Source organism: Arhodomonas sp. KWT2 (assembly GCF_041949875.1).
In the GTDB taxonomy this organism is placed as follows: domain Bacteria; phylum Pseudomonadota; class Gammaproteobacteria; order Nitrococcales; family Nitrococcaceae; genus Arhodomonas; species Arhodomonas aquaeolei.
In genome coordinates, this window is record NZ_JBHFPQ010000047.1 from 1 (window position 1) to 25129 (window position 25129).

Annotated in this window: 25 protein-coding genes; 3 read left to right on the top strand and 22 right to left on the bottom strand. The window is 69.6% G+C overall.

The window, feature by feature from the left end; genetic code table 11:
• Nucleotides 1–220: 220 nt before the first annotated feature.
• Nucleotides 221–874 carry a TetR/AcrR family transcriptional regulator gene (locus tag ACEZHJ_RS11525; protein WP_018718492.1) on the bottom strand — a complete coding sequence of 218 codons (654 nt, stop codon included), beginning with the start codon at nucleotides 872–874 and terminating at the stop codon, nucleotides 221–223.
• 86 nt (nucleotides 875–960) lie between these two features.
• Between ACEZHJ_RS11525 and fabF the strand changes: the two genes are divergently transcribed.
• Nucleotides 961–2226, top strand: a complete 1266-nt coding sequence (gene fabF, locus ACEZHJ_RS11530) for a beta-ketoacyl-ACP synthase II (protein WP_018718493.1) — start codon at nucleotides 961–963, stop codon at nucleotides 2224–2226.
• Between the two features lie 80 nt (nucleotides 2227–2306).
• Here fabF and ACEZHJ_RS11535 read toward each other — a convergent pair whose 3' ends face one another.
• From ACEZHJ_RS11535 to ACEZHJ_RS11585, 11 genes are all read right to left on the bottom strand, one after another.
• Nucleotides 2307–3185 carry an SMP-30/gluconolactonase/LRE family protein gene (locus ACEZHJ_RS11535; RefSeq protein ID WP_018718494.1) on the bottom strand — a complete coding sequence of 293 codons (879 nt, stop codon included), beginning with the start codon at nucleotides 3183–3185 and terminating at the stop codon, nucleotides 2307–2309.
• A gap of 78 nt (nucleotides 3186–3263) precedes the next feature.
• Entirely contained in the window at nucleotides 3264–4196 is a 933-nt protein-coding gene (locus ACEZHJ_RS11540; RefSeq protein ID WP_026321126.1) for a 3-keto-5-aminohexanoate cleavage protein, read from the bottom strand.
• Nucleotides 4196–5155 carry a 3-hydroxyacyl-CoA dehydrogenase gene (locus tag ACEZHJ_RS11545; protein WP_018718496.1) on the bottom strand — a complete coding sequence of 320 codons (960 nt, stop codon included), beginning with the start codon at nucleotides 5153–5155 and terminating at the stop codon, nucleotides 4196–4198. The genes ACEZHJ_RS11540 and ACEZHJ_RS11545 overlap by 1 nt, the downstream gene beginning before the upstream one ends.
• Before the next feature lie 9 nt (nucleotides 5156–5164).
• Entirely contained in the window at nucleotides 5165–5950 is a 786-nt protein-coding gene (locus ACEZHJ_RS11550; protein WP_018718497.1) for an SDR family oxidoreductase, read from the bottom strand.
• 47 nt (nucleotides 5951–5997) lie between these two features.
• On the bottom strand, nucleotides 5998–8079 hold the full coding sequence (locus ACEZHJ_RS11555) for an ABC transporter permease (protein WP_163139796.1): 2082 nt from the start codon (nucleotides 8077–8079) through the stop codon (nucleotides 5998–6000).
• Nucleotides 8042–9625 carry a sugar ABC transporter ATP-binding protein gene (locus ACEZHJ_RS11560; protein WP_018718499.1) on the bottom strand — a complete coding sequence of 528 codons (1584 nt, stop codon included), beginning with the start codon at nucleotides 9623–9625 and terminating at the stop codon, nucleotides 8042–8044. Before ACEZHJ_RS11560 ends, ACEZHJ_RS11555 begins: the two co-directional genes overlap by 38 nt.
• A 77-nt stretch (nucleotides 9626–9702) precedes the next feature.
• The gene (locus tag ACEZHJ_RS11565; protein WP_163139794.1) at nucleotides 9703–10842 is read right to left on the bottom strand and encodes a sugar ABC transporter substrate-binding protein; all 1140 of its coding nucleotides are present in this window, start codon (nucleotides 10840–10842) and stop codon (nucleotides 9703–9705) included.
• A gap of 93 nt (nucleotides 10843–10935) precedes the next feature.
• The gene (locus ACEZHJ_RS11570) at nucleotides 10936–11973 is read right to left on the bottom strand and encodes a LacI family DNA-binding transcriptional regulator (protein WP_018718501.1); all 1038 of its coding nucleotides are present in this window, start codon (nucleotides 11971–11973) and stop codon (nucleotides 10936–10938) included.
• A gap of 377 nt (nucleotides 11974–12350) precedes the next feature.
• Entirely contained in the window at nucleotides 12351–13226 is an 876-nt protein-coding gene (locus tag ACEZHJ_RS11575) for an SAM-dependent methyltransferase (protein WP_018718502.1), read from the bottom strand.
• A 58-nt stretch (nucleotides 13227–13284) separates the two neighbouring features.
• Entirely contained in the window at nucleotides 13285–14307 is a 1023-nt protein-coding gene (locus tag ACEZHJ_RS11580) for a MerR family transcriptional regulator (protein ID WP_375036516.1), read from the bottom strand.
• 5 nt (nucleotides 14308–14312) lie between these two features.
• The gene (locus tag ACEZHJ_RS11585) at nucleotides 14313–14831 is read right to left on the bottom strand and encodes an AAA family ATPase (protein WP_018718504.1); all 519 of its coding nucleotides are present in this window, start codon (nucleotides 14829–14831) and stop codon (nucleotides 14313–14315) included.
• Between the two features lie 160 nt (nucleotides 14832–14991).
• On the opposite strand from ACEZHJ_RS11585, the gene ACEZHJ_RS11590 reads away from it, so the two are divergent.
• Nucleotides 14992–15840 (top strand): SDR family NAD(P)-dependent oxidoreductase, encoded by an 849-nt coding sequence (locus tag ACEZHJ_RS11590; RefSeq protein ID WP_205599801.1) that lies wholly within the window; start codon nucleotides 14992–14994, stop codon nucleotides 15838–15840.
• Here the strand turns inward: ACEZHJ_RS11590 and ACEZHJ_RS11595 are convergent.
• From ACEZHJ_RS11595 to ACEZHJ_RS11615, 5 genes are all read right to left on the bottom strand, one after another.
• On the bottom strand, nucleotides 15837–16445 hold the full coding sequence (locus ACEZHJ_RS11595) for a GNAT family N-acetyltransferase (protein ID WP_375036517.1): 609 nt from the start codon (nucleotides 16443–16445) through the stop codon (nucleotides 15837–15839). The two genes, ACEZHJ_RS11590 and ACEZHJ_RS11595, sit on opposite strands and share 4 nt — an antisense overlap.
• Nucleotides 16446–16873: 428 nt before the next feature.
• On the bottom strand, nucleotides 16874–17314 hold the full coding sequence (locus tag ACEZHJ_RS11600; protein WP_163139947.1) for a DUF123 domain-containing protein: 441 nt from the start codon (nucleotides 17312–17314) through the stop codon (nucleotides 16874–16876).
• Nucleotides 17315–17343: 29 nt separating this feature from the next.
• Nucleotides 17344–17616 (bottom strand): putative quinol monooxygenase, encoded by a 273-nt coding sequence (locus ACEZHJ_RS11605; RefSeq protein WP_163139949.1) that lies wholly within the window; start codon nucleotides 17614–17616, stop codon nucleotides 17344–17346.
• Between the two features lie 88 nt (nucleotides 17617–17704).
• Entirely contained in the window at nucleotides 17705–18457 is a 753-nt protein-coding gene (locus tag ACEZHJ_RS11610) for a methyltransferase domain-containing protein (protein ID WP_375036518.1), read from the bottom strand.
• 79 nt (nucleotides 18458–18536) lie between these two features.
• On the bottom strand, nucleotides 18537–19691 hold the full coding sequence (locus ACEZHJ_RS11615) for an MFS transporter (RefSeq protein WP_259199431.1): 1155 nt from the start codon (nucleotides 19689–19691) through the stop codon (nucleotides 18537–18539).
• 148 nt (nucleotides 19692–19839) lie between these two features.
• On the opposite strand from ACEZHJ_RS11615, the gene ACEZHJ_RS11620 reads away from it, so the two are divergent.
• On the top strand, nucleotides 19840–20397 hold the full coding sequence (locus ACEZHJ_RS11620) for a TetR/AcrR family transcriptional regulator (RefSeq protein WP_163139952.1): 558 nt from the start codon (nucleotides 19840–19842) through the stop codon (nucleotides 20395–20397).
• 443 nt (nucleotides 20398–20840) lie between these two features.
• Here the strand turns inward: ACEZHJ_RS11620 and ACEZHJ_RS11625 are convergent, their stop codons facing one another.
• The 5 genes from ACEZHJ_RS11625 to ACEZHJ_RS11645 form a co-directional block, all read right to left on the bottom strand.
• Nucleotides 20841–21242, bottom strand: coding sequence for a GFA family protein (locus ACEZHJ_RS11625; RefSeq protein WP_018718512.1), 402 nt, complete (start codon nucleotides 21240–21242; stop codon nucleotides 20841–20843).
• A 169-nt stretch (nucleotides 21243–21411) separates the two neighbouring features.
• A complete protein-coding gene (locus ACEZHJ_RS11630; RefSeq protein WP_163139953.1) occupies nucleotides 21412–22023 on the bottom strand; it encodes a LysE family translocator in 612 nt (203 codons plus the stop codon).
• A 115-nt stretch (nucleotides 22024–22138) separates the two neighbouring features.
• Nucleotides 22139–22519 carry a hypothetical protein gene (locus ACEZHJ_RS11635; RefSeq protein WP_018718514.1) on the bottom strand — a complete coding sequence of 127 codons (381 nt, stop codon included), beginning with the start codon at nucleotides 22517–22519 and terminating at the stop codon, nucleotides 22139–22141.
• A gap of 64 nt (nucleotides 22520–22583) precedes the next feature.
• On the bottom strand, nucleotides 22584–22796 hold the full coding sequence (locus ACEZHJ_RS11640; protein ID WP_018718515.1) for a DUF4177 domain-containing protein: 213 nt from the start codon (nucleotides 22794–22796) through the stop codon (nucleotides 22584–22586).
• Nucleotides 22797–23866: 1070 nt separating this feature from the next.
• The gene (locus ACEZHJ_RS11645) at nucleotides 23867–24721 is read right to left on the bottom strand and encodes an aldo/keto reductase (protein ID WP_018718516.1); all 855 of its coding nucleotides are present in this window, start codon (nucleotides 24719–24721) and stop codon (nucleotides 23867–23869) included.
• Nucleotides 24722–25129 lie beyond the last annotated feature (408 nt).

Below are 25129 nucleotides of genomic sequence, written 5' to 3' on the forward strand. Positions count from 1 at the left end.
GCTGCACCGGCAGGCCGGGCGAGACGATCGGGGCTGTCGGCTGCCTTCGAGCAGCCGGCCTACCCGGAAGCGCCGCGGCGCGGCGCCGCCAAACCGGCCGGGGAGCGGTCGCGCGGAGGCCTCCGACCGTCCCTGGCGGCTCCGGGCCCCTCTCCCTGCCCGGGAGCGGGGTTGGGGAGAGGGTGAGGCAGACACCCCCTCCGGCGTCGACGCTGGCCGGTCAGGGGGCGGCGACCTCACCCGCAAACAGCGTGTCGAACTCCTCGCCGTCGACCCCGAGCATGGTCAGGATCTGCTTCTGGGTCGCCTGCAGGATGCGGTGGCGCTCTTCGTCGTCGGACAGGCTCCTGGCGGTTGCCACCGCCCCCACCAGCGAGGCGAGGATGGCCCGGGCCTTCTCGGCGATGACCTCGCGGTCCGGCTCGAAGGGCAGCCGGTTCAGGCGGCTCAGGGCGGTGATGCGGACCTCGAGCATCCGCCTGAGGTTGCTGTAGGAGCGCTCGAAGAGTTTCCTCACCTCGGCGTTCTCGTTGCCGATCTCGTTGAACAGGATCATCTCGTGGCCGGGCCGCTCTTTACGACCCACCTCGCTGAGGTTCCAGTAGTGGGTCACCAGCGCGGTCAGGTGCTTCAGCGACAGCGGCCCCTTCACCAGCCTCGCCGCACGGCTGCCCTTCAGCGGCTCCAGGAACGTCGCCCGGTAGAGCGCCTCCTTGGACTCGAAGTGGTTGTAGAAGGCGCCGTGGGTCATGCGCGCCCGTTGCATGATCTGGCTGATCGACACCTTCTCGAACCCGAAGCGGCAGAACAGCTCCGTGGCCGCGTTCAGGATGCGGTCCTTCGATTTCGCTTTATGTTCGGGTGAATAGGGCATCGGGCATCCCGGACGCAAAAAATTATCTTGATCATATATTGACCGGCGGTACCGTTCCCCCCGTCACTCAGAAGTGCGGAGAAACCATGGACTCGCCAATCGTCATCACCGGAATGGGCATCGTCAGTCCGCTCGGGTGCGGCGTCAAGCCGGTCTGGTCACGCCTGACGGCGGGCCGCTCGGGCATCGGGGCAATCGACCGGTTCGATCCCGGGGACCTGCCGGTGGGGATCGCCGGGCTGGTGCCCGACGCTGGCGACGACGCCGAGGCGGGCTTCGATCCCGACCGCGTCGCCGACCGCAAGGAACGCCGCAAGCTCGACGTGTTCACGCTCTATGCGCTCACGGCGGCGGACGAGGCACTGTCCCAGGCGGGGTGGTCCCCGCAGAGCGAGGCGGACCGCCAGGCCACCGCCACCGTGATCGCCACCGGCATCGGCGGCTTCGGCACCATCACCCAGGCCCAGCAGACGCTGGACTCGCGGGGTTACCGGCGCATCTCGCCGTTCACCGTGCCGGCCTTCCTGGCCAACCTCGCCGCCGGGAACCTCTCCATCCGGCACGGCTTCAAGGGCCCCATCGGCTGCCCGGTCACCGCCTGTGCGGCGGGCATTCAGGCGATCGGCGACGGCATGCGCCTGATCCGCAGCGGCGAGGCAGAGGTCGCCCTGGTCGGCGGTGCCGAGGCCTGCGTGGACCCCCTGTCACTGGCGGGTTTCAACGCCCTGAAGGCGCTGTCCACCAACAATGAGGCCCCCGGGAAGGCGTCCCGACCCTTCGACCGCGACCGCGACGGCTTCGTCATGGGCGAGGGCGCCGGGCTGATGGTGATCGAGACGCTGGCGCACGCCGAGGCCCGCGGTGCCACGCCGCTGGCCGTAATCAGCGGCTACGGCACCAGCGCGGACGCCCACCACATCACCTCCGGCCCGGACGACGGCGCCGGCGCCGCGGCCGCCGTGCAGGCCGCCCTGCGCACCGCCGGCCTGACGCCGGCCGACATCGGCCACATCAACGCCCACGCCACCTCCACGCCGGTGGGCGACCGGGCCGAGATCGCCACGCTGAGACGGGTGTTCGGCGAGCGCCTGCCGGCGATCCCCGTGTCCGCGACCAAGTCGGCCACGGGCCACCTGCTCGGCGCCGCCGGCGGCGTGGAGGGCATCTTCTCCACCCTGGCGGTGACCGAGGGGATGCTGCCGCCCACGCTGAACATGGACAATGCGGACGAGTCCATGGCGGACCTCGACTTCGTGGCCAACAGCGCCCGGCCGCAGGCGACGCAGCATGCGCTGTGCAACGGCTTCGGCTTCGGCGGGGTAAATGCGGCACTGATCGTCAGCCGGGTCTGACAGCCCCGTCAGCCGGCCGGCACCGCGCTCCGGTGCCGTGGGCCCGGGCCGCCCGCGGGCGACCCGGGCGGTCAACGGACTCAGGCGCCGAAACGCGGCTCCGGAAGCCCGTGCACACCGAGGCCGGTAATGGCGAACAGGCTGCCGCGCCGCACCCCGTCGCCGGGGAAACGCGGCAGCGGCGGCTTGGCCATGGAGGTGGCGAACAGCGTGTCCAGGTTCGGGCCGCCGAACATCACGCTGGTGACCTTCTTCACCGGCATCTCGATGACCCGGTCCACCTCCCCGTCCGGGGTATAGCGGATGATCTTGCCGTCGTAGACCAGCGCGTTCCACAGGTAGCCCTCCGCGTCCACGGTGGAGCCATCCGCGGCACCGCCGCCGGAACCGTCGGGCCGGCAGAAGGTCCGCCGGTTGGAGATCGACCCCGTGGCCTGGTCGTAGTCGTAGGCCCAGATCTCGCCGGTCCAGGTGTCGGCGAAATAGAAGGTATCGCCGTCCGGGCTCCAGCACGGACCGTTGGAGACGATGATGTCCTTCTCCAGCGTGTGCACGCTGAAGTCCGGGTCCACCCGGTAGAGTGCGCCGTTCGGCCCCTCCTCCATCGTGTCCATGGAGCCGCACAGGAAGCGCCCGTGCCGGTCGACCTTGCCGTCATTCAGCCGGTTGGCCGGGCGGTCCGGCTCCGGGTCGTGGAACGGGATGACCTCGCCGCTGGCGAAGTCCAGGGTGTGGAAGCCACTGGCCAGGGCCACGACCGCGCCCTCGCCGTCCCGGCGCAGCGCCATCGAGCCGATCTTGTCGGGCAGATCCCAGCAGCGCACCTCGCTGCCCTGCGCCGTGGCGCGAAACACGCGCCCGTCCATGCTGTCGACCCAGTACAGCCGCTCCTGCTCCGGGTCCCACACCGGGCCTTCGCCCAGGGTCGTCTTCACGTCCACCACCACATCGATACGCATACCGTCTCTCCTCCTCGATAATCCGTCGTTACCGCCGCCGTCCGGGCCCCGGACGGCGGCCGGGCCGCGCCACCGGGCCTAGAAGCCCACCGCGTCGGGCCCCTTGAGCTGGAGCATCTCCCGCGCCTCGGCCGGCGTGGCGACCTCCAGCGACAGGCCCTCGATGATCTCGCGGACCTTGCGCACCTGCGCGGCGTTGCTCTCGGCGAGCCGTCCGGGGCCGATCCACAGGGAGTCCTCCAGGCCCACGCGGACGTTGCCGCCCATGGCCAGGGCCATGGAGGCCACCCGCATCTGGTTGCTCCCCGCCCCCAGCACGGACCACTGGTAGCCCTCGCCGAGCAGGCGGTTGGCCGTGCGGCGCATGTGGTTGACGTCCTCCGGGTGGGCGCCGATGCCGCCCAGCAGCCCGAAGACGCTCTGCACGAACATCGGCGACTCCACCAGGCCGCGCTGGCGGAAGTGGTTGAGGTTGTAGAGGTGGCCGATGTCGTAGCACTCGAACTCGAAGCGCGTGCGGTTGGCCCGACAGCTCGAGAGGGTCTTCTCGATGTCCGAGAAGGTGTTCTTGAACACCAGGTCGCGGCTGTTCTCCAGGTGCTCGCGCTCCCACTGGTGGCGGAACTCGCTGTGCCGGTCGAGCATCGGGAAGAGCCCGAAGTTGATCGAGCCCATGTTGAGCGAGGCCACCTCGGGCTTGAGCTCCACGGCCGGGCGCAGGCGCTCCTCCACCGTCATGTGCGGGCTGCCGCCGGTGGTGAGGTTGATCACCGCGTCGGTGGAGCGCTTGATCCGGGGCAGAAAGCGCCCGAACATCTCCGGGTCCTGGGTGGGCCGCCCGGTCTCCGGGTCCCGGGCATGGAGATGGAGCACCGTGGCCCCGGCCTCCGCCGCGGCGATCCCCGCCTCGGCGATCTCCTCCGGCGTCACCGGCAGGTACGGCGACATGGAGGGCGTGTGGATCGCCCCGGTCACCGCACAGGTGATGATCACTTTTCTCGACTGTGCCATTACGTTCTCTCCTCGTTGTCCTGTGTCTCCTGCATCCGGCGCTGATGGACGGTGAGCGCCATCAGCCGCCGGTCCCGCCACTGCTGGCGGGCGTTGAGCGCGTCCGCGGGCAGCGACTCGCGGCGCTCGCGTTCCAGCCGGGCGATCGCGGCCTCGCCCCAGTCCGGCGGCTCTGCGGCATCGGCATCGATGCGCTGGTACAGCGGCCCGTAGCGGCGGGCATAGTCGGCGATTCCGCCGGGGGCGTTGAGGTCGATGGTCTCGAACGGCCCCATGAACGACCATCGCGTGCCCAGACCGTGCTTCATGGTCCGGTCCAGGTCCGCCATGCTCACGTGTCCCGCCTGCACCAGGCGCAGCGCCTCGTTCAGCACCGCGCCCTGGAGGCGGTTGAGGATGAAGCCCTCGACCTCGCCGTGGACGGTGATCGGCACCTGCCCCGCCTCGTCGAGCAGCGCACGGGCCGCCCCCACCACCGCGGGGTCGGTCTCGGGACCCGGGGCCAGCTCCACCAGCGGGATCAGGTACGGCGGGTTGACCGGATGCGCCACCAGGCAACGCTGCGGCCGGGACAGGCCGTCGACGATCCGGGAGGCGACGATCCCGGACGTGGAACTCGCGAGGATGGTCTCCGGCGCGGCGAGGCGGTCGAGCTCGGCGAACAGCGCGCGCTTGTCCGCCTCCCGCTCCGGACCGCACTCCTGGACGTAGACGGCACCGGCCACGGCGGCGGCCAGGTCCGGCTCGCCGCGGATACGCCCGAGAACGGCCGCCGGGTCCTCGACGATCAGTCCGGCGTCCGCGAGGTCCGCGAGGGCGTCGTCGATGGCGGTGCGGGCCGTGGCCAGCGCGTCCGCGGAGACATCGTTCAGGGCGACGTCGAACCCGGCGCGGGCGAACACGATCGCCCACGCCCGGCCGATGAGCCCCGCCCCGATAACGGCAACGGATCGTGTCACGGCGGCCTCCTAAAGGGTTTCCACGTTGCCGCAGACGCTCAGCGCCTGCCCGGAGATGTTCCGGCCCGCCGGGGCGCAGAGGAAGACGACCATGTGCGCGACGTCCTGCGGCTCGACCATGCGGCGCAGGGAGATCCTGGCGAGGTACTCCGCCTCCATCTCCTCGTAGGACACCCCCACCGCCTCGGCCCGTGCCGAAATCACCCGCTCCATGCGCGGGCCGCGGACGATGCCGGGGAGGATGGCGTTGACGCGCACCCCGTCCGGCCCGAGCTCCTTCGCCAGACTCTGGGTGAAGCCGACGATGGCCCACTTGGTCGCCGAGTACGGCGTGCGGTAGGCATAGCCGAGCCGTCCGGCCACCGAGGCCATGTTCACCAGCACCCCCCCGGACTCGCGCAGCATCGGCGCGGCATGGTGAGCGCAGTAGAACTGGCCGTTGAGGTTGATATCCACGGTCCGGCGCCAGCTCTCCGGGTCGATCTCGTCGACACCACCGGTATCGCCGGCAATGCCGGCGTTGTTCACCAGCACGTCCAGGCCGCCCCACGCCTCGCGCACGGCACCGACCAGGGCCTGCACGTCCTCGTCGCGGGCGACGTCCGCCCGGGTGGCGCGGGCCTCGGGGTGGGCGGCGGTGAACTCGGCGAGCGCCTCGTCGGAGACGTCGCAGACCCACACCCGGGCGCCCCGGTCGATGAGCTCGTCGGCGACGACCCGCCCGATCCCGGCGGCCCCCGCCGTGACCAGCACGCGCAGGCCGGACGGCGGGGTGAATGCTGCGGATGCCTCCATTCCTTCTCCTCCTCGATAGATGTCGTTGACCGGCCCCACGCCGCCCGTCACTGGCTGCGCTCGCGCAGCGCGACGATGGCGGCGAGCACGACGAGGCCGTAGATGATGCTCTTCACCGAATCCGAGAGCGTGGTGCCCGCGAGCAGGGTGCTGAGCGCGGTCAGCGCCAGCGCGCCGCCGAGAATGCCCGGGTAGTGCCCGCGCCCGCCGGTGATGAGCGTGCCGCCGACCACCACCACGGCGATGGACGAGAGCAGGTACGGATCACCCATGCCGTTGAACGCCTGACCGTTGAAGCCGGTGAGCAGGATGCCGGTGAGTGCGGCGCAGAAGCCGCTGATGACATAGGCGCTGACCAGCGTCCGCCCCACCGACACCCCGGACAGCCGGGCCACGCCCTGGCTGTTGCCGACGGCGTAGATCTGGCGGCCGAATGTGGTGCGGGTGAGCACCAGCGTCGCCACCACCACGAAGGCGATGAGGAACCACACCACCGGGGTCAGGGCGAGGAACTCGCCGGTCATGAACCACTGCAGCGACGGCGCGGTCCAGCCCTGGGGCGCACCGCCGGTGAGCACCAGCGCGAAGCCCTGGAGCATGCCGTTCATGCCCAGCGTCACCACGATGGGCGAGATGCCGAGCACCGCCACGCCCAGACCGTTGAGCAGCCCGGCGGCGCAGCCGAACACCAGCACCAGCGGCACCGCCCATACGGCGGCGGGATCGGAGCCGTGCACCAGGTGAGTGAGCAGGATCCCGCTGGCGGCGATGTTCCACGGCAGCGACAGGTCCAGGCCGCCGGTGAGGATGACCACGCCCTGGCCGAACCCGAGGAACGCCAGGAACGCCGTGAGCACCAGCAGCGAGTCGACATAGCCGAACACCCCGCCGCCCTGCTGGAACATCACGCCGGTGATGATCATCACCACCACGAACAGCAGGTACGCCGGGATCGCGAAACGGATCTGCTCGCCGTGGCGCGACCACAGCCGGGAGAGATCCAGGGAGGCACCGCCCCCCGCCGCGCCGCCGCCCGCGGGCGCCTGGAAGGCGGTCATGCCGCCCCGGGGCGGGCGCGTGCCGCGCAGGTGGCTGCGCACCTGCTGGACGGCGAAGCGGAGGTTCTCCATCGCCAGCGAGTCGCGGGAGATGGTGGTCGCCAGCACCGCGAGCAGCAGGATCGCCGCCTCCGCCACCGTCGTGTAGTACGGCGAGACGTTGAGCACCAGCAGCACGTTGGCGGTCATCTGGATGACGTAGGCGCCGAGTACGCTGCCCACCGCCCCACCGCGGCCGCCGCCGAGGACGGTGCCGCCGAGCACCACCGCGGCGAAGAGCTGCAGCAGCATGGGATCGCCGATGTGCGGGTCGCCGGAGCCGGTCTGCGCGGTGATGAACACGCCCGCGGCGGCATAGAACATGCCGGCGAACACGAAGGTCCAGAACCGCGTCCAGCGCTGGTCCACGCCGGTGGCCGTGGCCGCGGCCGGGTCGCTGCCCACCGCATAGATCGCCATGCCCAGGCGGGAGTGCCGGAGCAGCCCCCAGGCGGCTACCGCGATGGCGATGATCACCACCGGCATGGGCAGCACGCCGGTGATCGCGTCCCCGCTCAGCAGCATGCTGAAGCCGCTGGGCACCGCGCCGCCCGGCTGGCTCATCACCAGCAGGGTGACGCCCTGGACGATGAACATCGTCGCCAGCGTCACCACGATGGCCGGCAGCCGCAGGAAGCCCACGAAGAAGCCGTTGACCGCCCCCACGACGCCGCCGATGCCCAGCGCGAGCACGACGAACAGCGCCGCCCCGGCAGGGTCGGCGGGCATCGACGAGGCGAGGAAAACGTTGGTCAGCGAGACCACGGCCGCCGCCGACAGGTCGAACCCGCCGGAGAGGATGACCAGGGTCTCGCCGATGGCCGCGATCGCCAGCGGCGCGCCGCCCGCGGACAGGAAGCTGAAATCGAAGTAGCTCAGCCCGCCCTGGGCGAGGGTCTGCAGCAGCGCAACCATCGCGACGAAGGCGCCGAGGGCGATCAGCAGGCCCCGGTGGCGGGACCAGCGGATCGGTGGGAGCGCCGCGCCGGGCCGCTCAGGCGAATGCTGCGCCGTCGTGTGTGCGTGAGCCATTGTCCTCTCCGGAAGTGTTCTGCCCGTCCTCGCTGAAGTACCCCAGCTCGGCCTCGAGCAGTGCCTGTTCGGTGATCTCCTCGCCGACGAGCTCGCGCACCACCCGACCGCGGTAGAGCACGATCACGCGGTGGGCGACATTGACGAGCTCGGCGGTGTCGGTGGAGTGGAAAAGCACCCCGCCGCCCGCGGCGGCGAACTCGTGCATGAGCTCGAAGATCTCGAGCTTGGTGCCGACGTCGATGCCCCGGGTGGGATCGAACATGAGCATCACCCGCGAGTCGGTGAGCAGCCATTTGGCCAGCACGATCTTCTGCTGGTTGCCGCCGCTGAAGGCGCTGCAGCGGGTGTGCAGCGCGCGCGGGTCGACGTTGACCCGCTCGAGCACGCGCCGGACGGCGGCCGTCTCGGTGCGCTTGTCGAGCCAGCCGAAGCGCGCGAAACGCTCCAGCAGCGGCAGCGAGACATTGGCAGTGCCCGTCATCGGCAGCAGCAGGCCCTCGGTCTTGCGGTCCTCGGGCAGGTAGCTGATACCCACACGGGAGCGGATGGCGTCCCGGGGCGAGGCGAGCTCCACCTCACGGCCCTCGATGCGGATCGCGCCCTCGTCCACGTGCTCCATGCCGAACAGCGCGCGGTAGAGCGGCACCTGGCCCATGCCCTGGAGCGCGGCGACGCCGACCACCTCGCCGGCGTGCACGTCCACGCTGGCCCGGCTCAGGCGGGAGTCCACGGACAGCCCGTCCACGGAGATCAGCGCCGGTGCGTCCCCGCGTGCCGGCGGCTCGCTGCGCGGCGGGAAGGACTGCTCCATGGAGCGGCCGAGCATGAGCTCGACGATGGCGTTGTCGTCGTAGTCCGCCACCGCGCCGGCACCGACACAGCGCCCGTCGCGGAACACGGACAGAGATTCGCAGAAGCTGCGGACCTCCTGCATGCGGTGGGTGATGAAGATCATCGTCACGCCGTCGTCGGCGAGCATGCGCACGATGCGCTCCAGCCACTCGACGTTGCTGCCGGTCAGCGCCGAGGTGGGCTCGTCGAGGAGCAGGATGCGCGGGTCGCGGAGCACGGCCTTGGCGATCTCGAGCTTCTGCCGCGTGGGCAGGTCTAGGTCGCGCACCTCGGCACGGGGGTCGACGTCGTCCAGCGAGAGCCGGGCGAGCTCGCCCTCGACACGCCGGCGCGCCTGGCGCGAACGCAGCAGTCCGAGCCGGTTCGCCGGTGCGTAGGGCAGGTGCAGGTTCTGGGTGACGGTGAGATCGGGTACCAGGGTCAGCTCCTGGAACGCGGTCTGGATACCGTTGCGGTGGGCTTCGCGCGGCGAACGCAGCGTCACCGGCTCGCCGAAGACGCGCACGCTGCCGGCGTCCGGCGTGACCAGGCCGCTGAGCACCTTCACCGTGGTGGACTTGCCGGCGCCGTTCTCCCCGAGCAGGGCGTGCACATGCCCGTGGCGGACGGCGAGCGAGGCCTCGTCCAGGGCGACGGTGGGCCCGTAGCGTTTCGTCACCCCGTCGATTTCTACTGCCAGCTGGGTGGCCATGGGCGGGAACCTCGTGAGTCGAAATGGGCGGCGACCACGGGCGGAGGCGCAACGGCCCCCGCCCGCGGGCCTCGGGCCTAGTCGCGCGGCTCCGGCTCGGCGTTGAGCGCGGCGGCGAAGCCGACCTCCGGCGTGTCCGGGCCGTAGATGTCGGCGAACCAGCCCGGCGGCACCTTCTCCGGATCGAAGACGTTGCAGCCGGCGGCCATCTCCTCGTGGGAGCCGGTCTCGCAGAGCTGCACCTCCGAGGAGGTCACCAGCGGCAGCGGCAGCGCGATGTCGTGGGCCAGCTCGTCACGCTTGCCCGCGAGCTTCTCCAGCGCGAGCTTCAGCGCCAGCGCCCCGGAGTACGGCGGCGAGCCGTAGGAGATGCTCGCCAGACCCACCGGGCGGTAGGTATCGCTCGCGCCCTCGACGGTGCCGGGCTCCAGCATCTGGATGCGGTGGCCGTTGGAGGACTCGCCGGCGCAGGGCCGCAGCTCGTCCTCGGGGATGCCGGCCTCGAGCTGCATCGACGTGGCGGTATAGCAGCCCACCTGCATCCACAGGCCGTCGATGTTGTCCCAGCCGTGGGTGGCCACGATCTGCGAGAGCGCCTTGCGCGCCACCGCCTGGGACCACATGCCGTTGCTCTTGGCGATGACGTCGATGCCCGCCTCGCCGTCGAAGACCTTCATCGCCGCGTCGGTGCGGGCCTTGTCGACGGACGTGCCGGGCACGCCGGTGATCATCACCACGTTGCCCTCGCCGTCCAGCTCCTTCGCCAGCCAGTCCGCGGTCTCGCGGCCGGCCTGGTGCTGGTCGATGGTGACGTTGTGGGCGCAGGGCTCGGTGATCACCGAGTCGTAGGCCATGACCACCACGCCGCGGTTGCAGGCGTTGCGGGTCACGGAGTTGAGCGCGGTGGGGGAGATCGGGTAGACGACAATGGCGTCCGCGCCGGCCTGCACCATACCGTTGATCTGCTGGATCTGCTTCTGGGCGTTGGTGCCGGCGACCTGGACGTGGAACTCGACCTTGTCCGAGTAGTACTTGGACATGGCCGTGACCATGTTCTTGGCCTCGGTCTGCCAGTCGTTACCGATGTAGCTCATGCTCAGATAGACCTTGTACGGCGCGTCCGCCGCGCTGGCCACACCGGGGATGATCGCCCCCGCGGCCATTGTGACGGCGATGAGCGGCGCCGCCAGCAGTCTCGTGATGTATCCGCTTGTCATCTCTCCTCCTTCACCCTCTGCGGGGCACAGTTATCGTCTCGGGTTAAGCGCTTAACTTCGCGTTTTCACCTCCACACAAAAGCCGTCCTGCCGCTAGGCCGACGAGCGGATCGTCAGCTCGTAAGGAAGCAGGGTGGTTTCCGGGGCGTCCTGGCGGCCGGCGAGCAGATCGCTGACGATCTCGCCCACCCGGCTGCCGAGACCCGAAAGCGGGACATGCACGGTGGACAGCCACGGGGCCAGCCACTCGTTGAGGGGGTTGTCGTCGAAGCCGAACAGCGCGACGTCCTCCGGCGCGGACAGCCCCATCTCGCGGCAGCGCCGGTATACGCCGTAGGCGATGGGGTCGTTGCCGCAGAAGATCGCGCGCGGCGGGCGGCCGTCGGCGAACAGGCCGGCCGAGCGCTGGTAGCCGGACTCCATGGTGAGGTCGCACTCGATCACCGCCGACGCCGGCAGGCTCACGCCGCTCTCGCGCAGGCCGTCGATGAAGCCCTCCAGCCGCTCGCGGCTGGCGGAGGACAGCATCGGGCCGTGGAGTGCGGCGCAGTCGCCGTACTCGCGGCTGACGAAGTAGCGGGCGACGTCCCGGCCGGCGGCGTAGTTGTCGATGCCGATGAACGGCCAGTGGCTCTCCACCGGGCATTTCCGGTTGACGAACACCACCGGCGGGCCGTCGGCGAGGAGCTTGCGCAGCCCCGGGGTATCCACCGCGCCGAGCAGCACGATGGCGGAGACCAGGTGTGAGCGCATCTCCTCGATGTAGGCGTCCTGCGAGACCGGGTCCTCGCGGGTGTTGCACAGGGTCATGGCGTTGCCGGTGGCGCTGATCGCGCGCTGCACCGCATCGGCGATGCCGGCGTAGAAGGCGTTGCGGTTGTCCGGGGTGAGCAGCGCGATGAGCGCCGAGCGCATCGTGCTGAGCGAACGCCCGGCCTGTACCGGCCGGTAGCCCAGCCGGTCCACCGCCTCGCGCACCCGGGCCTGGGTGTCCTCGGAAGCCTTGTTGGGCACGCCGTTGAGGATGCGCGAGACCGTGGCCGTGGACACCCCCGCCGCCTCGGCGACGTCGCCCAGCGTCGGGGTGGTGCGGGCACTGTTGCGGCGGCGTGTCTCGCGCTCCTGCGACATCCTGGCTCTCCCTGTCATGACCGGCCGGGGATCCGCGGCGCGCCGGGCGCGACGGCCGCGTGAATGATACGGGAGGCGGCACCACCGGCAACAGCGCACACGGACGTCACCCCGCCGGGGGCGGCGCTCGCGCCGTGCTGATCGATGGCCGCGCGGGACAGTCCGCGGACCGGTGCCGGATGGTCGATACTCACCTCTCCTCCCTTCTCTCAATGCGCTTGTCGTTGTGCAAGGGTAAGCGCTTACCCTCTATTGCTATCGGACCCGCACAGGGATGTCAACGACGGGATGTGACGCGGCGCAGCAGGTGGGTGGCGATCGCCGCCCCCCGCTGACGCACGCGGAGCGCACGGTTGCGCCCCGCGTGCCTTGCCGCCCTACCGTCGTGCGGTCAGGATCCGGAAGCCGCCGCCGGCGGTCTGCAGGCCGTCCCGCCGGCGATGGAAGTAGCGCGCGTTCAGCGCCGCGGGATCCACTTCAGCCACGTCGGTGAAGCCGAGATCCGAGAGGTAACGCACCAGCGCCGCGGGCTGGAAGTCGGAGAGCCACGGCTCACCCATCGCGGCAAAGCTTTCCGCCGCGTGGCCGGCCATCAGCCGCTCCATGGGCGTCAGCAGCCCCGCCTCCACGCGGTGGTCGAACACGATACGGCTGCCCGGGGCGCAGGCCGCCAGTGCGGCGAGCAGGTCCAGCACCGCCGGCCGGGGCAGGTACGGAGTGACGCCCATGCAGACGACACAGGCGGGCGCCGCCGCATCGAACCCGTCCGCCGCCAAGGCGGCGACGGGGTCGTCGCGGCACAGGTCCGCGGAGACGAACACCGCCGATGCGGGCACGGCCACCCCCGCTCCGGCCAGCCGTGCCCGCTTGAGGGCCGCGGCCCCGGGCACGTCCACCTCGAAGCAGCGCAGGCCGGCATCCGCGTAGGGGTTGCGGCATGCGAGCGTATCCAGCCCGGCACCGAGGACGACGCACTGCCGCACCCCCTCGTTCACCGCGTCGTGCAGGGCGTCCTCCGCCAGGCGGGTCCGCGCCACCACCGCCGCGCGCATGGTGCGCGCCGGCAGGTCATTGAAGGGGAACGGGTCGTCGCGGACCGTCTGCGCCGTCTCCGCCCCGAGGACCGGGAGGGCGAGCCGGTCCTCAAGCACCAGCGGCTCGTCCAGGAGCTGGTGGACGGCCCGCGCGATGGCAACCCGGCGGGCGGACGGGCTCTCCTGACCCGCAACAGGGGCGTTAACCGGTGACGTCATGACGGCAGCCTCCGTGTGAAAGGAGGCACCACCGTAAGGCCTCACGTGCGCGTGAGGGTCAAGCCCCGTCCGCCGCCTCGCGGACCCCGGCGAGGAAGGTGCGTACGTCCGCGCCGATGAAATGCCCCCTGGCGAGCACGGGTTCGCTGCGGTAGGCCTGCTCCAGGCGTCGCCGCCGGTCCGGATCGTGACCGGCCGTGCGGTCCGCGAGCGCGTCGAAGTCGGCGAGCAAAGCGCGCGCGGCGGACGCGTGACGCGGCGTGCCCGCCTCGATCATCGCCCGCGCGCGCTCGGCGAGCGCCCGCCACTCCGAGGCGAGGCGCTTGTCCATCGCACGGAGATCGGCCTCGTCGAGGTGCCGGCGCAGGGCCGCCAGCCGCAGCTGCAGCGCAGGCCTGACCGCGGCAATGGCCACCGGGTCCAGGCCGTGCCGTCCGCAGGCCTCGGGAACGGTCTCGACCAACCCGCCCCAGCGCCGCGCGAGCGCCACGTCGCCCTCCATCCACTGCATGCTGAGCGCCATCCATCGCTGGGCCAGCCCCTGCATTTCCGGCGCGTCCGGCGCCAGGCCGCGGCGACGGGCGTCGTGCACGTCAGCGACCAGGGCGGCCCAGTCGCCCCGGGTCGTCGCCCAGTTGGTGAGAATGGTTCGGAGCTCGGCGGCGGTGAAGTGCTCGCGGTAGCGGCGCAGCAGCGCGAGGGTGGCGAGCCAGTCTTCGCCCTCGGGCGGCTCACCGGCGGCCATCGCGGCATCCAGCACGGCGAGGCGGTCGCGCAGCGCCCGCGCCTCCTCGATCCGGCGGTCCAGCGAGCGGATCTGCTCGGCGACGATGCCGGCGAGGGAGACACCGTCCGCCGCCAGCGTGGCGCGGATATCGGCAAGGGAGAGCCCGAGCTGGCGCAGCGCCAGGATGCCGTGGAGACGGGCCACGTCCGCCGGGGCGTAGAGACGGTACCCGGCGCCGGAGCGCGCCGACGGCCGCAGCAGGCCGATGGCGTCGTAGTGGTGGAGCGTGCGCACGGTAAGCCCGGTGCGCCGTGCCAGCTCGCCGACCTTCACGTACTGCCGTGCCCCTGCCACGGCGATCAGCCCCCGGACTGCGCGTCGATGAGGGCGACCAGCTCCGAGAACGACGCCTCTACCGTCCGGCCGGCGGTGTCGAGCCGCAGGGGCGGCTCCTGCCAGGGGTGGTAGTCACGCCGGCACACATCGTCCCAGCCCGGCGCCGGCAGGCTGCCGGCGTCCGCATGGCGGCGCTCCACCCGGCGGCGGTGCTCGCCGGGGTCGCTGCAGCGGATCTCGATGTTCACATGGCAGACGCCGGCGCCGGTGGCGACCGACCCCCAGTCGCGGCGCGTGAGCGGCCAGGGGTTCACACAGTCGGCAATCACGTCCAGCCCGGCGCGGAGATTGTCCGCCGCGATGCGCTGCGCCAGCGCGTAGCCCTCACTCGTGACCTCGCAGCCGCAGACCTCCCGCAACGCCTGCTCGATGGTGTCGATGCGCAGGTGGACGGCCCGGCGGTGCGACGCCAGCCGCCGGGCGAGGGTCGTCTTGCCGGTGCCCGGCAGGCCGGAGAGGATGAACAGCGTCGCGGGGCGCACGATCGTCTCCCTGAACGGTGCGGGGATGCCGGGTACAGCCCCGCAGTTAACCACGCCGACGGGCGGGGGTCCACGCGGCGCGCCCCGGGGGCTTGGCCGGCCGTGACCCGGAACGGTTAGACTGCCGCCAGTCACGATCCGCCACCACCCGGAGCCCGCCATCAGCGACCAGCGACCCGTCATTCTGATCACCGGCTGCTCCAGCGGCATCGGCGCGCACTGCGCCCATGCGCTGCACCGGCGCGGCTGGCGCGTGTTCGCCTCCGCCCGCCGGGCGGCGGACGTGGAACGACTGCAAGGCGACGGCCTGGAGACGCTGGTACTGGACGTCGCGGACGAGGACGGCGTCGCCGCGGCCGTGGCCACCCTGCTCGAACGCACCGGAGGGCGGCTGGACGCGGTGTTCTGCAACGCCGGCTACGGCCAGCCCGGCGCGGTCGAGGACCTGCCCCGCGAGGCGCTGCGCGCGCAGTTCGAGACCAACGTCCTCGGCGCCCAGGCCGTTGCCCGCCACGCGCTGCCGGTCTTCCGCCGGCAGGGTCACGGGCGAGTGGTGATGCACAGCTCCCTGCTCGGCTTCGTCGCCATGCCCTACCGCGGCGCCTACAACGCGAGCAAGTTCGCCCTGGAGGGACTGACCGACACCCTGCGCCAGGAGCTCCACGGCAGCGGGATCCACGTCAGCCTGATCCAGACCGGGCCCGTCACCAGCCGCTTCCGCGCCAACGCGGAGGCGATGTTCCGGCGCTGGATCGACGCGGAGACGAGCGCCCACCGCGAGGCCTACGCGGCCTACGCCCGCCGCCTCGCAGGCAGCGGCCGCACGCCCTTCTCCCGCGATCCGGAGGCCGTGCTCCGCCGTCTCGCCCACGCGCTGGAGTCACCGCGGCCGAAGGCGCGCTATCACGTCACCGTACCCAGCCACGTCTTCAAGGCACTGAGCCGGCTGCTCCCGACACGGCTCCTCGACCGGGTTCTGATGCGGGTGACCGCGGACGAGCGGCGCTAACCGCCGCCGCCCGCCCCGTAGCGGCGCAGCCTCGCCTCCAGTGACGCCCGCACCGCGGGCCACTCGGGCTCGATGATGCTGTAACACGCGGAGTCCCGGTGGCGCCCGTCCGGCATGACCATGTGGCGGCGCAGAATGCCCTCCTGCCTCGCCCCCAGCCGGGCGATGGCGGCGCGGGAACGCTCGTTGAGCACGTCCGTCAGGAACTCCACGCGGGCGCACCCCAGCACCTCGAACGCGTGCCGGAGCAACAGCAGCTTGGCTTCGGTATTCACCGCCGTGCGCTGCACGCCGGCCGCCAGCCAGGTGGATCCGATCTCCAGGCGCCGGTGCGCAGGCTCGATGGCACGATAGCGGGTCGTCCCCACGACCCGGCCGGTCGCGCGCCGGATCACGGCGAAGGGAAGATACCGCCCCTGTGCCTGTCCGGCGAGGGCGTCGTCGATGTAGGCGGCCATGGCCTGCGGCGACGACGGCACCACCGTCACCGGCGAACGCCACAGCTCGCCGTCCGCAGCGGCCGCGAACAGCACGTCGCGGTGCGCGGCGGCGAGGGGCTCCAGACGCACCTCGCGCCCCTCCAGGGTAACGGGGGAGACGTTCATCGAACCTTCCATGTGCGGTGTGAGACCGGCCCATCATACGGGCGCCGGAGACAGGCCGTCCGGGAATGCCCCGGGTCGGGTATGCAGGCCGTACCCCCGTTCTCCCCCTGCGGGAGAGGGGTTCTCCCGCGGCCGGCGGGTCTTGTGGCACCGCCATGCCCGTGAAGGGGACCGGTGCTGTATGTTAGCTGCTCCTGGCAGCCAACGTCACGTCCTGCGGTGCCGGCAACGTCGGCTGCCCTGAGCAGCCGACCTGCGGGAGGACGGAACCGCCGTGGCCCGGGCGGATCGGTTGCTCCCGGCGACCGGCGGCCGTGGGAGGTCTCCCGTGTGTCCAGGCGGCGTCGTATGCCGGACACCTGCCGGCGGGAAACGCACGCCGTCGCACCCGATTCATGCAAAAGGGCAATCCCGGTCCACTTTCGCCATTAAACGGCCTCATCCGGGCGCCAGACGGCCACCGTACCGAGCGCAACGCGCCGGAACCGGTCCGGCAACGGCTCCGCCGGCGAGAAGAACAGGTGGGACTCGCACCGGCAGTCACTGCAGCCGAAGCCGTTAACCGGCTCCATACCGGCGAGCCCCGCCAGCGCATCGGCCCACTCGTGCTCCAGCCGGGTGCCTGAATGCGCGAACCACACCGACGCCAGCACCGCATGCTCGCGGAGGTAGTCCACGTGCCAGTGCATCGCCTTGCCCCGGCGGGCGTGCCGCGCGACGCGGGCGCGCACACCGCCGGGCCCGAAGGCACTGCCCACGTAGGCGTAGTAACCGGACCGGGCGTGGAGGACACCCCAGCGCCCGATGCGCAGCCGCGCGGCGGTATCGCACCGCAGAATCAGGACATACGTGCCGGTATCCGCGGTCATGGCCGGTTCCGCCGGGCCGGTGGTGCCACTCACCGGTTTGGTACGTGCCCGCCGGCGAGCGGCGGCATGACGATGGCGACCGTCTCGGGCGGCACCCTCTCCAGGGAGGCCCGGTGCGCCTCGACGGAGGCCCTCTCTTCCTGGATCCCGAACTCGCGGGCGAAGTCCGTGTTGCGCATGAGCCGGGACGACAGGCAGCCCCCGGAGGCCTCTACCAGCGGCACGATGGCGCGCAGTCCCTCGTGGAGGTCGGCGGCCATGCCCTCTTCCGAGGTGAAACGGTTGATCCGCGTGACACTCATCGAATGCGTTTCCTTTCAGGCCCCGGCGGCCGCGCCAGCGACAGTGGTGCGGCGTCGACATGGCCCGCCGCTGCCGCACACGCCGGTATCACGGCTTGCGCGCGACGCAGGAGATCCAGCACTGGGCGAACATGCCGCCCTCGGACCGGCTCCAGTCGCGCAGCGTGGCCGCGGACCGGGCATCCCCGCTGTCGTCGAGCTGGAGCGCGAGGTACCCCCCGATGGCCGGCAGCGAATCGTAGCACTCGTATCGTGCCGACATCGCGACCGCGCTGAAACCGCTCTCCGCCAGGTATCCACCGAGCCGACGGCCGGCACGGACGTCGCCGCCGTTGCGGGTCTGAAGCGCCTCGTAGGCGCGGATGGCGCCGTCCAGCGCGTCGGACGGCGGCGCGAGCACGAACCCGCCCCAGTCCGGGCTGCACAGGCCGATAACGCCGCCCGGCCGGAGGATACGGTGAAACTCACGGACCGCGGCCGCCGGGTCGGCGAGGTGCTCCATCAGCGCGTTGCTGAACACGCGGTCGAAGGATTCGTCCGGAAACGGCAGCGCGTAGCAGTCCGCCGTCTGGAAACGGACGTTGTGCGCGCCCGCCCCGGTGGCGCTCTCGCGTGCCCGCTCGATCTGGCTCTCGCCGAAATCCACGCCGACGACCTCGCCCGGGTGGGTGCGTGCCGCAATGCCCAGGGTGATCGAGCCGGGCCCGCAGCCGCAGTCCAGGACGGACACACCCGGCTCCAGATGGGGCGTGAAGAAACGGCCGTGCGACTCGATGGTGCGCGCGGCCATGAACGCGGTGGCATTCCCGGAATGGCCCGGCGTGTACGACTCTCCGCTCATGAGGTCTGCCCTCCCCCTTGAAGCCCGGCGGCACACCGCAGCACCCGGTGGGCGCCCGGCCCGCACCGGGCCGATCCGTTCAGCCGCCCACCGGGCAGGCCGGGCGCTGCCGTGCCATGCCCGCCAGTGCACTGAGCGCCAGCGCCGCAACGACCGCACCGTAACCGTAGGTGGTGGGGACCACGCCCAGCACCTGCGTCGACAGGCCGGCAATGATGGCAGGCACGCTGAACGAGAGGTAGCTCAGGACGTAGAACACCGCCATCAGCGCGGAGCGCTCACTCACCGGCGCCAGCGGCATGACGGCCCCCAGCGCCCCCATGAACCCGGCGCCGAAACCCATGCCTGCCACCGCTGTACCGATTAGCAGCAGCGCGGCGATCTGTCCATGCACGCCGGCGAGCGTGATGGCGAGCCCGATGGCCAGCCCCCAACCGCCGAAGCGCAGTGCGACCGCCGCCGGCCGGCGGCGGAACGTGTAGACGCTGATACCGCCGACGAAAGGCAGGGTGAACACGATCACCCCGGCCACCAGCGGCGACTGCGGGTCGATCACGCGCTCGGTGAGCGACGGCGCCAGCGAGAAATAGAACCCGCCGAGCGCCCAGACCGCGATGTTGATGGGGATCACCCGCCACAGGGTCGGGCGCGCCGCGGCGGGGACGGTGAGCCGCGGCCACAGCGACGCCCAGGCACCGGCACGCCGCCGCGCCCGCTCACCGCTGAAGACGTTGAGCACGCACAGCACGGCAAACAGCGCCACCAGGACACCGTAGACCGCGTGCAGCGGGTCCGCCGCACGGAGCTGTATCAGGCTCGATCCGAGCACGCCGAAGGCCAGCCCCAGCGGCGGCGCGACCGCTGCGAATACCGGCCCGCGGCGGCTGTCCGCATCCAGGAGCGCCGCCGCCAGCGCGCTCGTGGCGGCGCCTGTTGCCGCCCCCTGCAACAGCCGCGCAACGACCAGCCAGGTCACGCCCGCCGCCCACCGGAACGCCAGCATGGCCACGACCTCCACCAGCAGCGCCCCGACGATCACCGGCCAGCGGCCGACGTGGTCGGAGAGCGAACCGAAGACCAGCAGCGCAAGGAGCAGCGTGAAGGCGTAGACCGCGAACACTACGCTCAGCACGGTCGCCGAGAAATGCCACTCCGCCTGGTAGAGGTGGTACAACGGCGTCGGCGCGTTCGACGCGGCGAGGAACATGAACAGCGTGATAGCATAAACGGCCAACCTCCAGGGTGAGCTGGGCGCGCCGACCCCGTGTTCCGGCGGGGACGTCTGCGGCGATGCCATGGAACCTCCACTAATGCAAAATATTTGCGTTAGTGGAGTGTGGTGGCTATACCGGATAAAAGCAAATATTTTGCGTTTAGGACCTATGGCGACGAGAGAGTCGGTACGTCCGGGCGGCCGCAGCGCCCGGGTTCAGCAGGCCGTGCACACGGCGGTACGCGAGCTGCAGGCCGAGCGATCCCGCGAGGACCTCACCATCCCCGTCATCGCTGCCCACGCCGGCGTCACCCCGTCGACCATCTACCGCCGCTGGGGCAACCTCAACGACCTGCTCGCGGACGTCACCCTGGAGCGCTTCCGCCCCGAGACCGCCCCTGAGGACACCGGCGCCCTCGCCTCGGACCTCCTGAGCTGGGGCGAGCACTACCTCGACGAAATGGTATCGGCACCCGGGCGCCAGATGCTCTGCGAGATCATGGCCAGCGCGGACGAGACCCGCCGCCAGCGCTGCTTCCAGTATGCGCGGGAACAGATCGCGCAGATCCACCAGCGCGCCGTCACCCGCGGCGAGACACCGCCCGACGTCGACACCCTGATGGACTTCATCATCGGCCCGCTCATCTATAGGGTGCTCTACGACAGCGACTCGGCCACGCCGGAACGGCTGCGGGAATGGGTGAGCCGCGCGCTCGGCGGCGTCTAGCCCGCACCGCCGCGGGCTCAGCGCGAGCGGGATCACGGGCGATCACGTCCCTTCCTGAACCCGCATCCAATCGGGGAATATCGCTGAGTGCCGGCCGGCTTCACGCCCGGCAGCCAGTGCCGGTTCACGCCGCACACATCACCGGGAACCGGCGACAGTCTCCGGATTCCGCTGGCCGGGCAGGAACCATCCCTGGGCCCGCAACGCCCCCACGGCGGTCAGCAGCTAGGTCGTGCACGGCCGCAGGCCGTGTGCGACGCCACCGGGACCGGCCCGGAATGTCGCACGCCTGTGGCGCACGACCTACCCGAAATTCCATTATCTCCCCTCGTGCGACATCCACACACAGGGGTGTTCATCCGGACCTCCCGGCGGAGTGTTTTGACTCGCACTGCCAGTCTTCCGGGTAGATCCCGAGTGAACAACCTACTGGAAGGTCACAGCTAGGTCGCTGGCGGCCTTTCATCGAATTGCGGAATGTCGTCGCTGATTTCATACCACGGGGCCCGGGAGCCCACGAATATATGAAACCCCGGCGTCACGCCCGGATCGCCCTCGACCGTGCCCAGCGTAATCGCGGTGACCTCGCCGTTCACCGTGCCTGCCAGCGACGATCCGCACTCGCTGCAGAAACACCATCCGGCCCCCGAGGACGTCTCATAGACCTTCACGAATGCCGCTCCGGCGGTCCACCTGAAATCGGCCGGATCAAGGTCGGCATAGGTCGCGAACGCGGCACCATGCTGCCGCCTGCACCGGGAGCAGTGGCAGTGATCGGCACCTGAAAGCCCTCCGGCGACCTCATACCGAACCCTGCCGCACAAACACCCACCGTTGATCGCCATCGTGGTCCCTCCTTTAGGCGGCGTCAGGCCCCGTTCAAGCCAGATTGAAGGCAGCGTATCGATACGGCCGCATTGCCACCCCGATACGGTGTCTTCATCGATTTCCATTTGACGTGGGACAACCCGGCGCCATGCCACAGGACAACGCATCGGCGCATCATGACGGCAATCACCGCTCGGCCAGCGCGAGCCGGACCCCGAGCGCGACGAACACCGCTGCGAAGCCACGTCTGCACCAGACCATGACGCCCGGACTGGAGACAACGTAGCGACGCACCGCCGATGCGAACGCGCCGTATCCGACGAAAATGACGAACGTGAGGAGCATGAAGACCGCGGCCAGCCCCAGCATATACTCCGCTGGCGCAACGGCACTGCCCGGCACGAACTGGGGCAGGAACGCCAGGAAAAACAGGGACAGTTTGGGGTTGAGAATATTCAGCAACACCCCGTCAACAACGATCCTGATGTCCGGCGTCGGCTCGCTTCGCCCCGATACCTGCAGCGCATCTCTCTCCTGGAGTACGCCCCACGCCATGTAGAGCAGGTACGCCACCCCGAGGTATTTCACAACCTGAAACGCCAATGCGCTCGTATAGAGGAGCGCCGCAAGCCCCGCAGTACTCGCCACGGCATGAGGGACGATCCCGAGCGTGCAGCCAAACGCCGCGAGCACGCTGGCCCGCCAGCCGCGGCCGAGCCCGAATGCAAGCGTATAGATGACGCCCGTCCCCGGCAGCAGGACGACGATGAGCGAGGTCACGAGGTATTCGAGCGTCACGAACCTTCTCCAGGCGCCATAGTCACCGCACACCGCCAATGGCTAACCGAGGCATGCACGCCAACGGGAGGCGGGGAACGGCGCGCTGTACACGACCATCTCCGGACCCGTCTCCTCAGGCCCTGCTGACGGAATTGTAGACCCTCTCCATGACCTGGTTGTTGTACTTCTGCACGATCACCTGCGAGCGGAACAGCTCGCAGAGCTCCAGAACGCTGACACCGATCAGCACTAGGACACCCAGCCCGACATGGTCCGTGAACAGCATGGCCACCCCTACCCAGAACACGGCCATGTTGATGATGCCGTACAGCCATTTGCCGAGATAGAAGTGGTGCAGCCCGGCGAAAAATATAAAGTTCAGGGTCGCATAGGTATCCGGATCCTTGATCTTGCGCTCCACCTCCCTGAAATACCGCAGCCGCTTGTCATCCGGCAGCTCCCTCACCAGCCTGCGGATGCTCTCTTCCCTCTCCTGGACGGCCTCTTTAGACATTGGAAAATCTCCTTTTTGCACCGGGAGGGCTCCCTCCCGATGCCATTCGCCTGCTACGGCAGGCCTAGCGACCGAGGGTGACGATCACCGCCTCCCGCTTCCAGAAGAGCATGAAACGTTTCTGCTCCAGAACCTGGAAGACCACCGTCCACCCGTCCGCCGCTTCCTTGTTCAAAGCGGTCTCCATCTTCTTGATCGGAATGCCCGACGCCCCCAGAAAGATCGTACCAAGGCCGCCCTCGACCACGTAGAGCACCTTGTACTCCTTATAATCCATCAGGTTTTCCTTCTTGTTGCCCCGATCAACATGCCGACTCCCGCCACTCGGGGTGGCATGGCGGGAGCCCACCGTTTCGATGGATAGCAATCGGCGCCAGGCAACACCTCGCCGCCGGACTGTCCCCATAACGGCCGTGCCGGTTTGCGTGATCGCGTGGTAATCACCTTCCTGAGCTGATCGCTATGCGTTCTTATTGACTGGTCCGAAAGCGTTGATATGCCTTGAGTGCCCAAGGCTGAAACGCGGGAGACATGGAATGCGGAAAAAACGAAACGATCAACACGCTGTTATCCGAATCCCGACAAGGCGAAACCCATGTTTTATGCCCGGATTGCCGCCGGAAGTGCCCGCCGTTTATTCCGCACTGAAATCCTTTATTTCCCGCCCGCCACACCCCGATATAAACTATTCACATATACTCAAAACCGCCACGCTCAACAGCCTCACCGAACCATCCAACACCACATGCCCAAGCGTTGCCGATGCAGGCAAAGGGGGGAGTATACCGTCAGCCGGCGGATTTCGGTGGATAAATTCCCATGACGGATCTCGCATAGTGCAGGGCGCAGTGGCTTCATCATCGGCCCGCTCATCTACCGGGTGCTCTACGACGGCGACTCGGCCACGCCGGAGCGGCTGTGGGAATGGGTGACCCGGGCACTCGGCGGTGCCTAACCCGCCTATCACGGGTGATCGCGCACCCCTTCCTGAACTCACGTCCGCCCGGGGAATATCGCTGAATCCCGGCCGGCTTCGCGCCCGGGAGCCAACGAGGAGTCGGAGGCCGTAGGGCTGCCCCCTGGCCGGGTGGGGTTCCCCTCGGGGATTTCGCTCAATGGGTGATAGCGGTCCGGCTGGCAGCGAGCGTGAACCACCTGTTAAGCGCAGGCAGAGCAGGTCTTGCGCTCCGGGAAACCGCCATAGTCGCCGCCGCGGAGGGAGCGCGCCGGATAGCCCCTTAAACGCGCGCTGTTACGGCAACGGGGGGCTGGAAGCGGGAGACGCCCGGCCCTTTCGGTACACCGAAAGGGCCGGACCCGGTTCAAACACGCAGGGCTTCCCCGTGATTACTGGAACACCGGGAAGACGCTGGCGTCGCCGTAGTCCTTGATCGGCTCCATGTTCTTCAGCGTCTCCATGTCGTCATCGGCGATCACGAAGTCCACGTCCGCGTTGTTCTTCATGTGCTCCGGGTTGGCCGTCTTGGGCAGCGGCAGCAGGCCGAGCTGCAGATCGTAGCGGATGCACAGCTGCGGCACGGAGACACCGTACTTCCTGGCCATTTCCGCGATCTGCTCGTTCTTGAACAGCTCACCGTGGCCCACCGGCGAGTACGCCTCGACGAGCAGCCCCTTGTCCTTCGAGTACTTGATCAGGTCCCAGGGGGTGTTGCTCACGTGCGCCAGGATCTGGTTGACCACCGGTTTGACCGTGCAGGACTCCAGGATGTTGTCGATGTCCTGCTCGGCGAAGTTGGACAGGCCGATCGCGCGGATCCTGCCTGCCTTGTGGGCCTCCTCGAGCGCGCGCCAGGCCTCGCGGTTGCCTTCGAGGAAGCGATCCGCCTCACCGAAGCTGTCCCAGGGCTGGGGGCTGTGGATGATCATCATGTCGATGTAATCCAGGCCCATGCGCTGAAGGGAGCCCTCGATGGACTCTACCGCGCCCTTGTAGTCCTTGTACCGCGCCGCGAGCTTGGTGGTGACAAACATCTCCTCACGGCTAACCCCACAGGCCTTGATACCCGCAGCCACCTCGGCCTCGTTGCCGTAGTCCTGCGCGGTATCGATATGGCGGTAACCGAGCCTGGCGGCCTCCTTCACCGCCTCTTCGGCATCCTTACCCTCGATGAACCACGTGCCAAGCCCCAGCTTGGGGATCTCAACGCCATTAGAGAGGGTATAGGTCTCTTCTAGCAGCATAATGCGTTCTCCTGGTTACACGCCGTTGTATCCATTCCGGCGAGGGAACAAATGTCTTCTGATCGCTTCGAGCTCCGGACCCGGCTCCAACCGGAAGGGGCCTACCTCGTGCCGACGCACGGCCGGGCCCCTCTACCGCCAGACATCGCCAGCAGTGGCAATCGCACGGACCACGGCTGCCCGGGCGGGATGCTGGCGCGAAGGCAGCGACAACGCGCCGGTGGTGCCACGCTCCGGAGGCCCCCGTCGCCGTTGCACCCTTTCCCGTTGCCGCGCCCTCGTAAAGGAAACCATTGATTCCACAGGAAACGACGACATCGCAGACCGGCCCGCAGCAAACGCCCGGTCGCACCGGCCGATTCATGCCGCGTAGCGCCCGCCAGAGGACATCGCGGCGCAAACCCCTGC

Coding starts and splice junctions, on each gene's coding strand:
- ACEZHJ_RS11640 (WP_018718515.1), bottom strand. CDS start 22,796: ATGGATTATAAGGAGTACAAGGTGCTCTACGTGGTCGAGGGCGGCCTT.
- ACEZHJ_RS11560 (WP_018718499.1), bottom strand. CDS start 9,625: ATGGCCACCCAGCTGGCAGTAGAAATCGACGGGGTGACGAAACGCTAC.
- ACEZHJ_RS11540 (WP_026321126.1), bottom strand. CDS start 4,196: ATGGCACAGTCGAGAAAAGTGATCATCACCTGTGCGGTGACCGGGGCG.
- ACEZHJ_RS11620 (WP_163139952.1), top strand. CDS start 19,840: ATGGCGACGAGAGAGTCGGTACGTCCGGGCGGCCGCAGCGCCCGGGTT.
- ACEZHJ_RS11565 (WP_163139794.1), bottom strand. CDS start 10,842: ATGACAAGCGGATACATCACGAGACTGCTGGCGGCGCCGCTCATCGCC.
- ACEZHJ_RS11535 (WP_018718494.1), bottom strand. CDS start 3,185: ATGCGTATCGATGTGGTGGTGGACGTGAAGACGACCCTGGGCGAAGGC.
- ACEZHJ_RS11555 (WP_163139796.1), bottom strand. CDS start 8,079: ATGGCTCACGCACACACGACGGCGCAGCATTCGCCTGAGCGGCCCGGC.
- ACEZHJ_RS11610 (WP_375036518.1), bottom strand. CDS start 18,457: ATGAGCGGAGAGTCGTACACGCCGGGCCATTCCGGGAATGCCACCGCG.
- ACEZHJ_RS11605 (WP_163139949.1), bottom strand. CDS start 17,616: ATGAGTGTCACGCGGATCAACCGTTTCACCTCGGAAGAGGGCATGGCC.
- ACEZHJ_RS11575 (WP_018718502.1), bottom strand. CDS start 13,226: ATGACGTCACCGGTTAACGCCCCTGTTGCGGGTCAGGAGAGCCCGTCC.
- ACEZHJ_RS11635 (WP_018718514.1), bottom strand. CDS start 22,519: ATGTCTAAAGAGGCCGTCCAGGAGAGGGAAGAGAGCATCCGCAGGCTG.
- ACEZHJ_RS11595 (WP_375036517.1), bottom strand. CDS start 16,445: ATGAACGTCTCCCCCGTTACCCTGGAGGGGCGCGAGGTGCGTCTGGAG.
- ACEZHJ_RS11570 (WP_018718501.1), bottom strand. CDS start 11,973: ATGTCGCAGGAGCGCGAGACACGCCGCCGCAACAGTGCCCGCACCACC.
- ACEZHJ_RS11525 (WP_018718492.1), bottom strand. CDS start 874: ATGCCCTATTCACCCGAACATAAAGCGAAATCGAAGGACCGCATCCTG.
- ACEZHJ_RS11550 (WP_018718497.1), bottom strand. CDS start 5,950: ATGGAGGCATCCGCAGCATTCACCCCGCCGTCCGGCCTGCGCGTGCTG.
- fabF (WP_018718493.1), top strand. CDS start 961: ATGGACTCGCCAATCGTCATCACCGGAATGGGCATCGTCAGTCCGCTC.
- ACEZHJ_RS11625 (WP_018718512.1), bottom strand. CDS start 21,242: ATGGCGATCAACGGTGGGTGTTTGTGCGGCAGGGTTCGGTATGAGGTC.
- ACEZHJ_RS11645 (WP_018718516.1), bottom strand. CDS start 24,721: ATGCTGCTAGAAGAGACCTATACCCTCTCTAATGGCGTTGAGATCCCC.
- ACEZHJ_RS11600 (WP_163139947.1), bottom strand. CDS start 17,314: ATGACCGCGGATACCGGCACGTATGTCCTGATTCTGCGGTGCGATACC.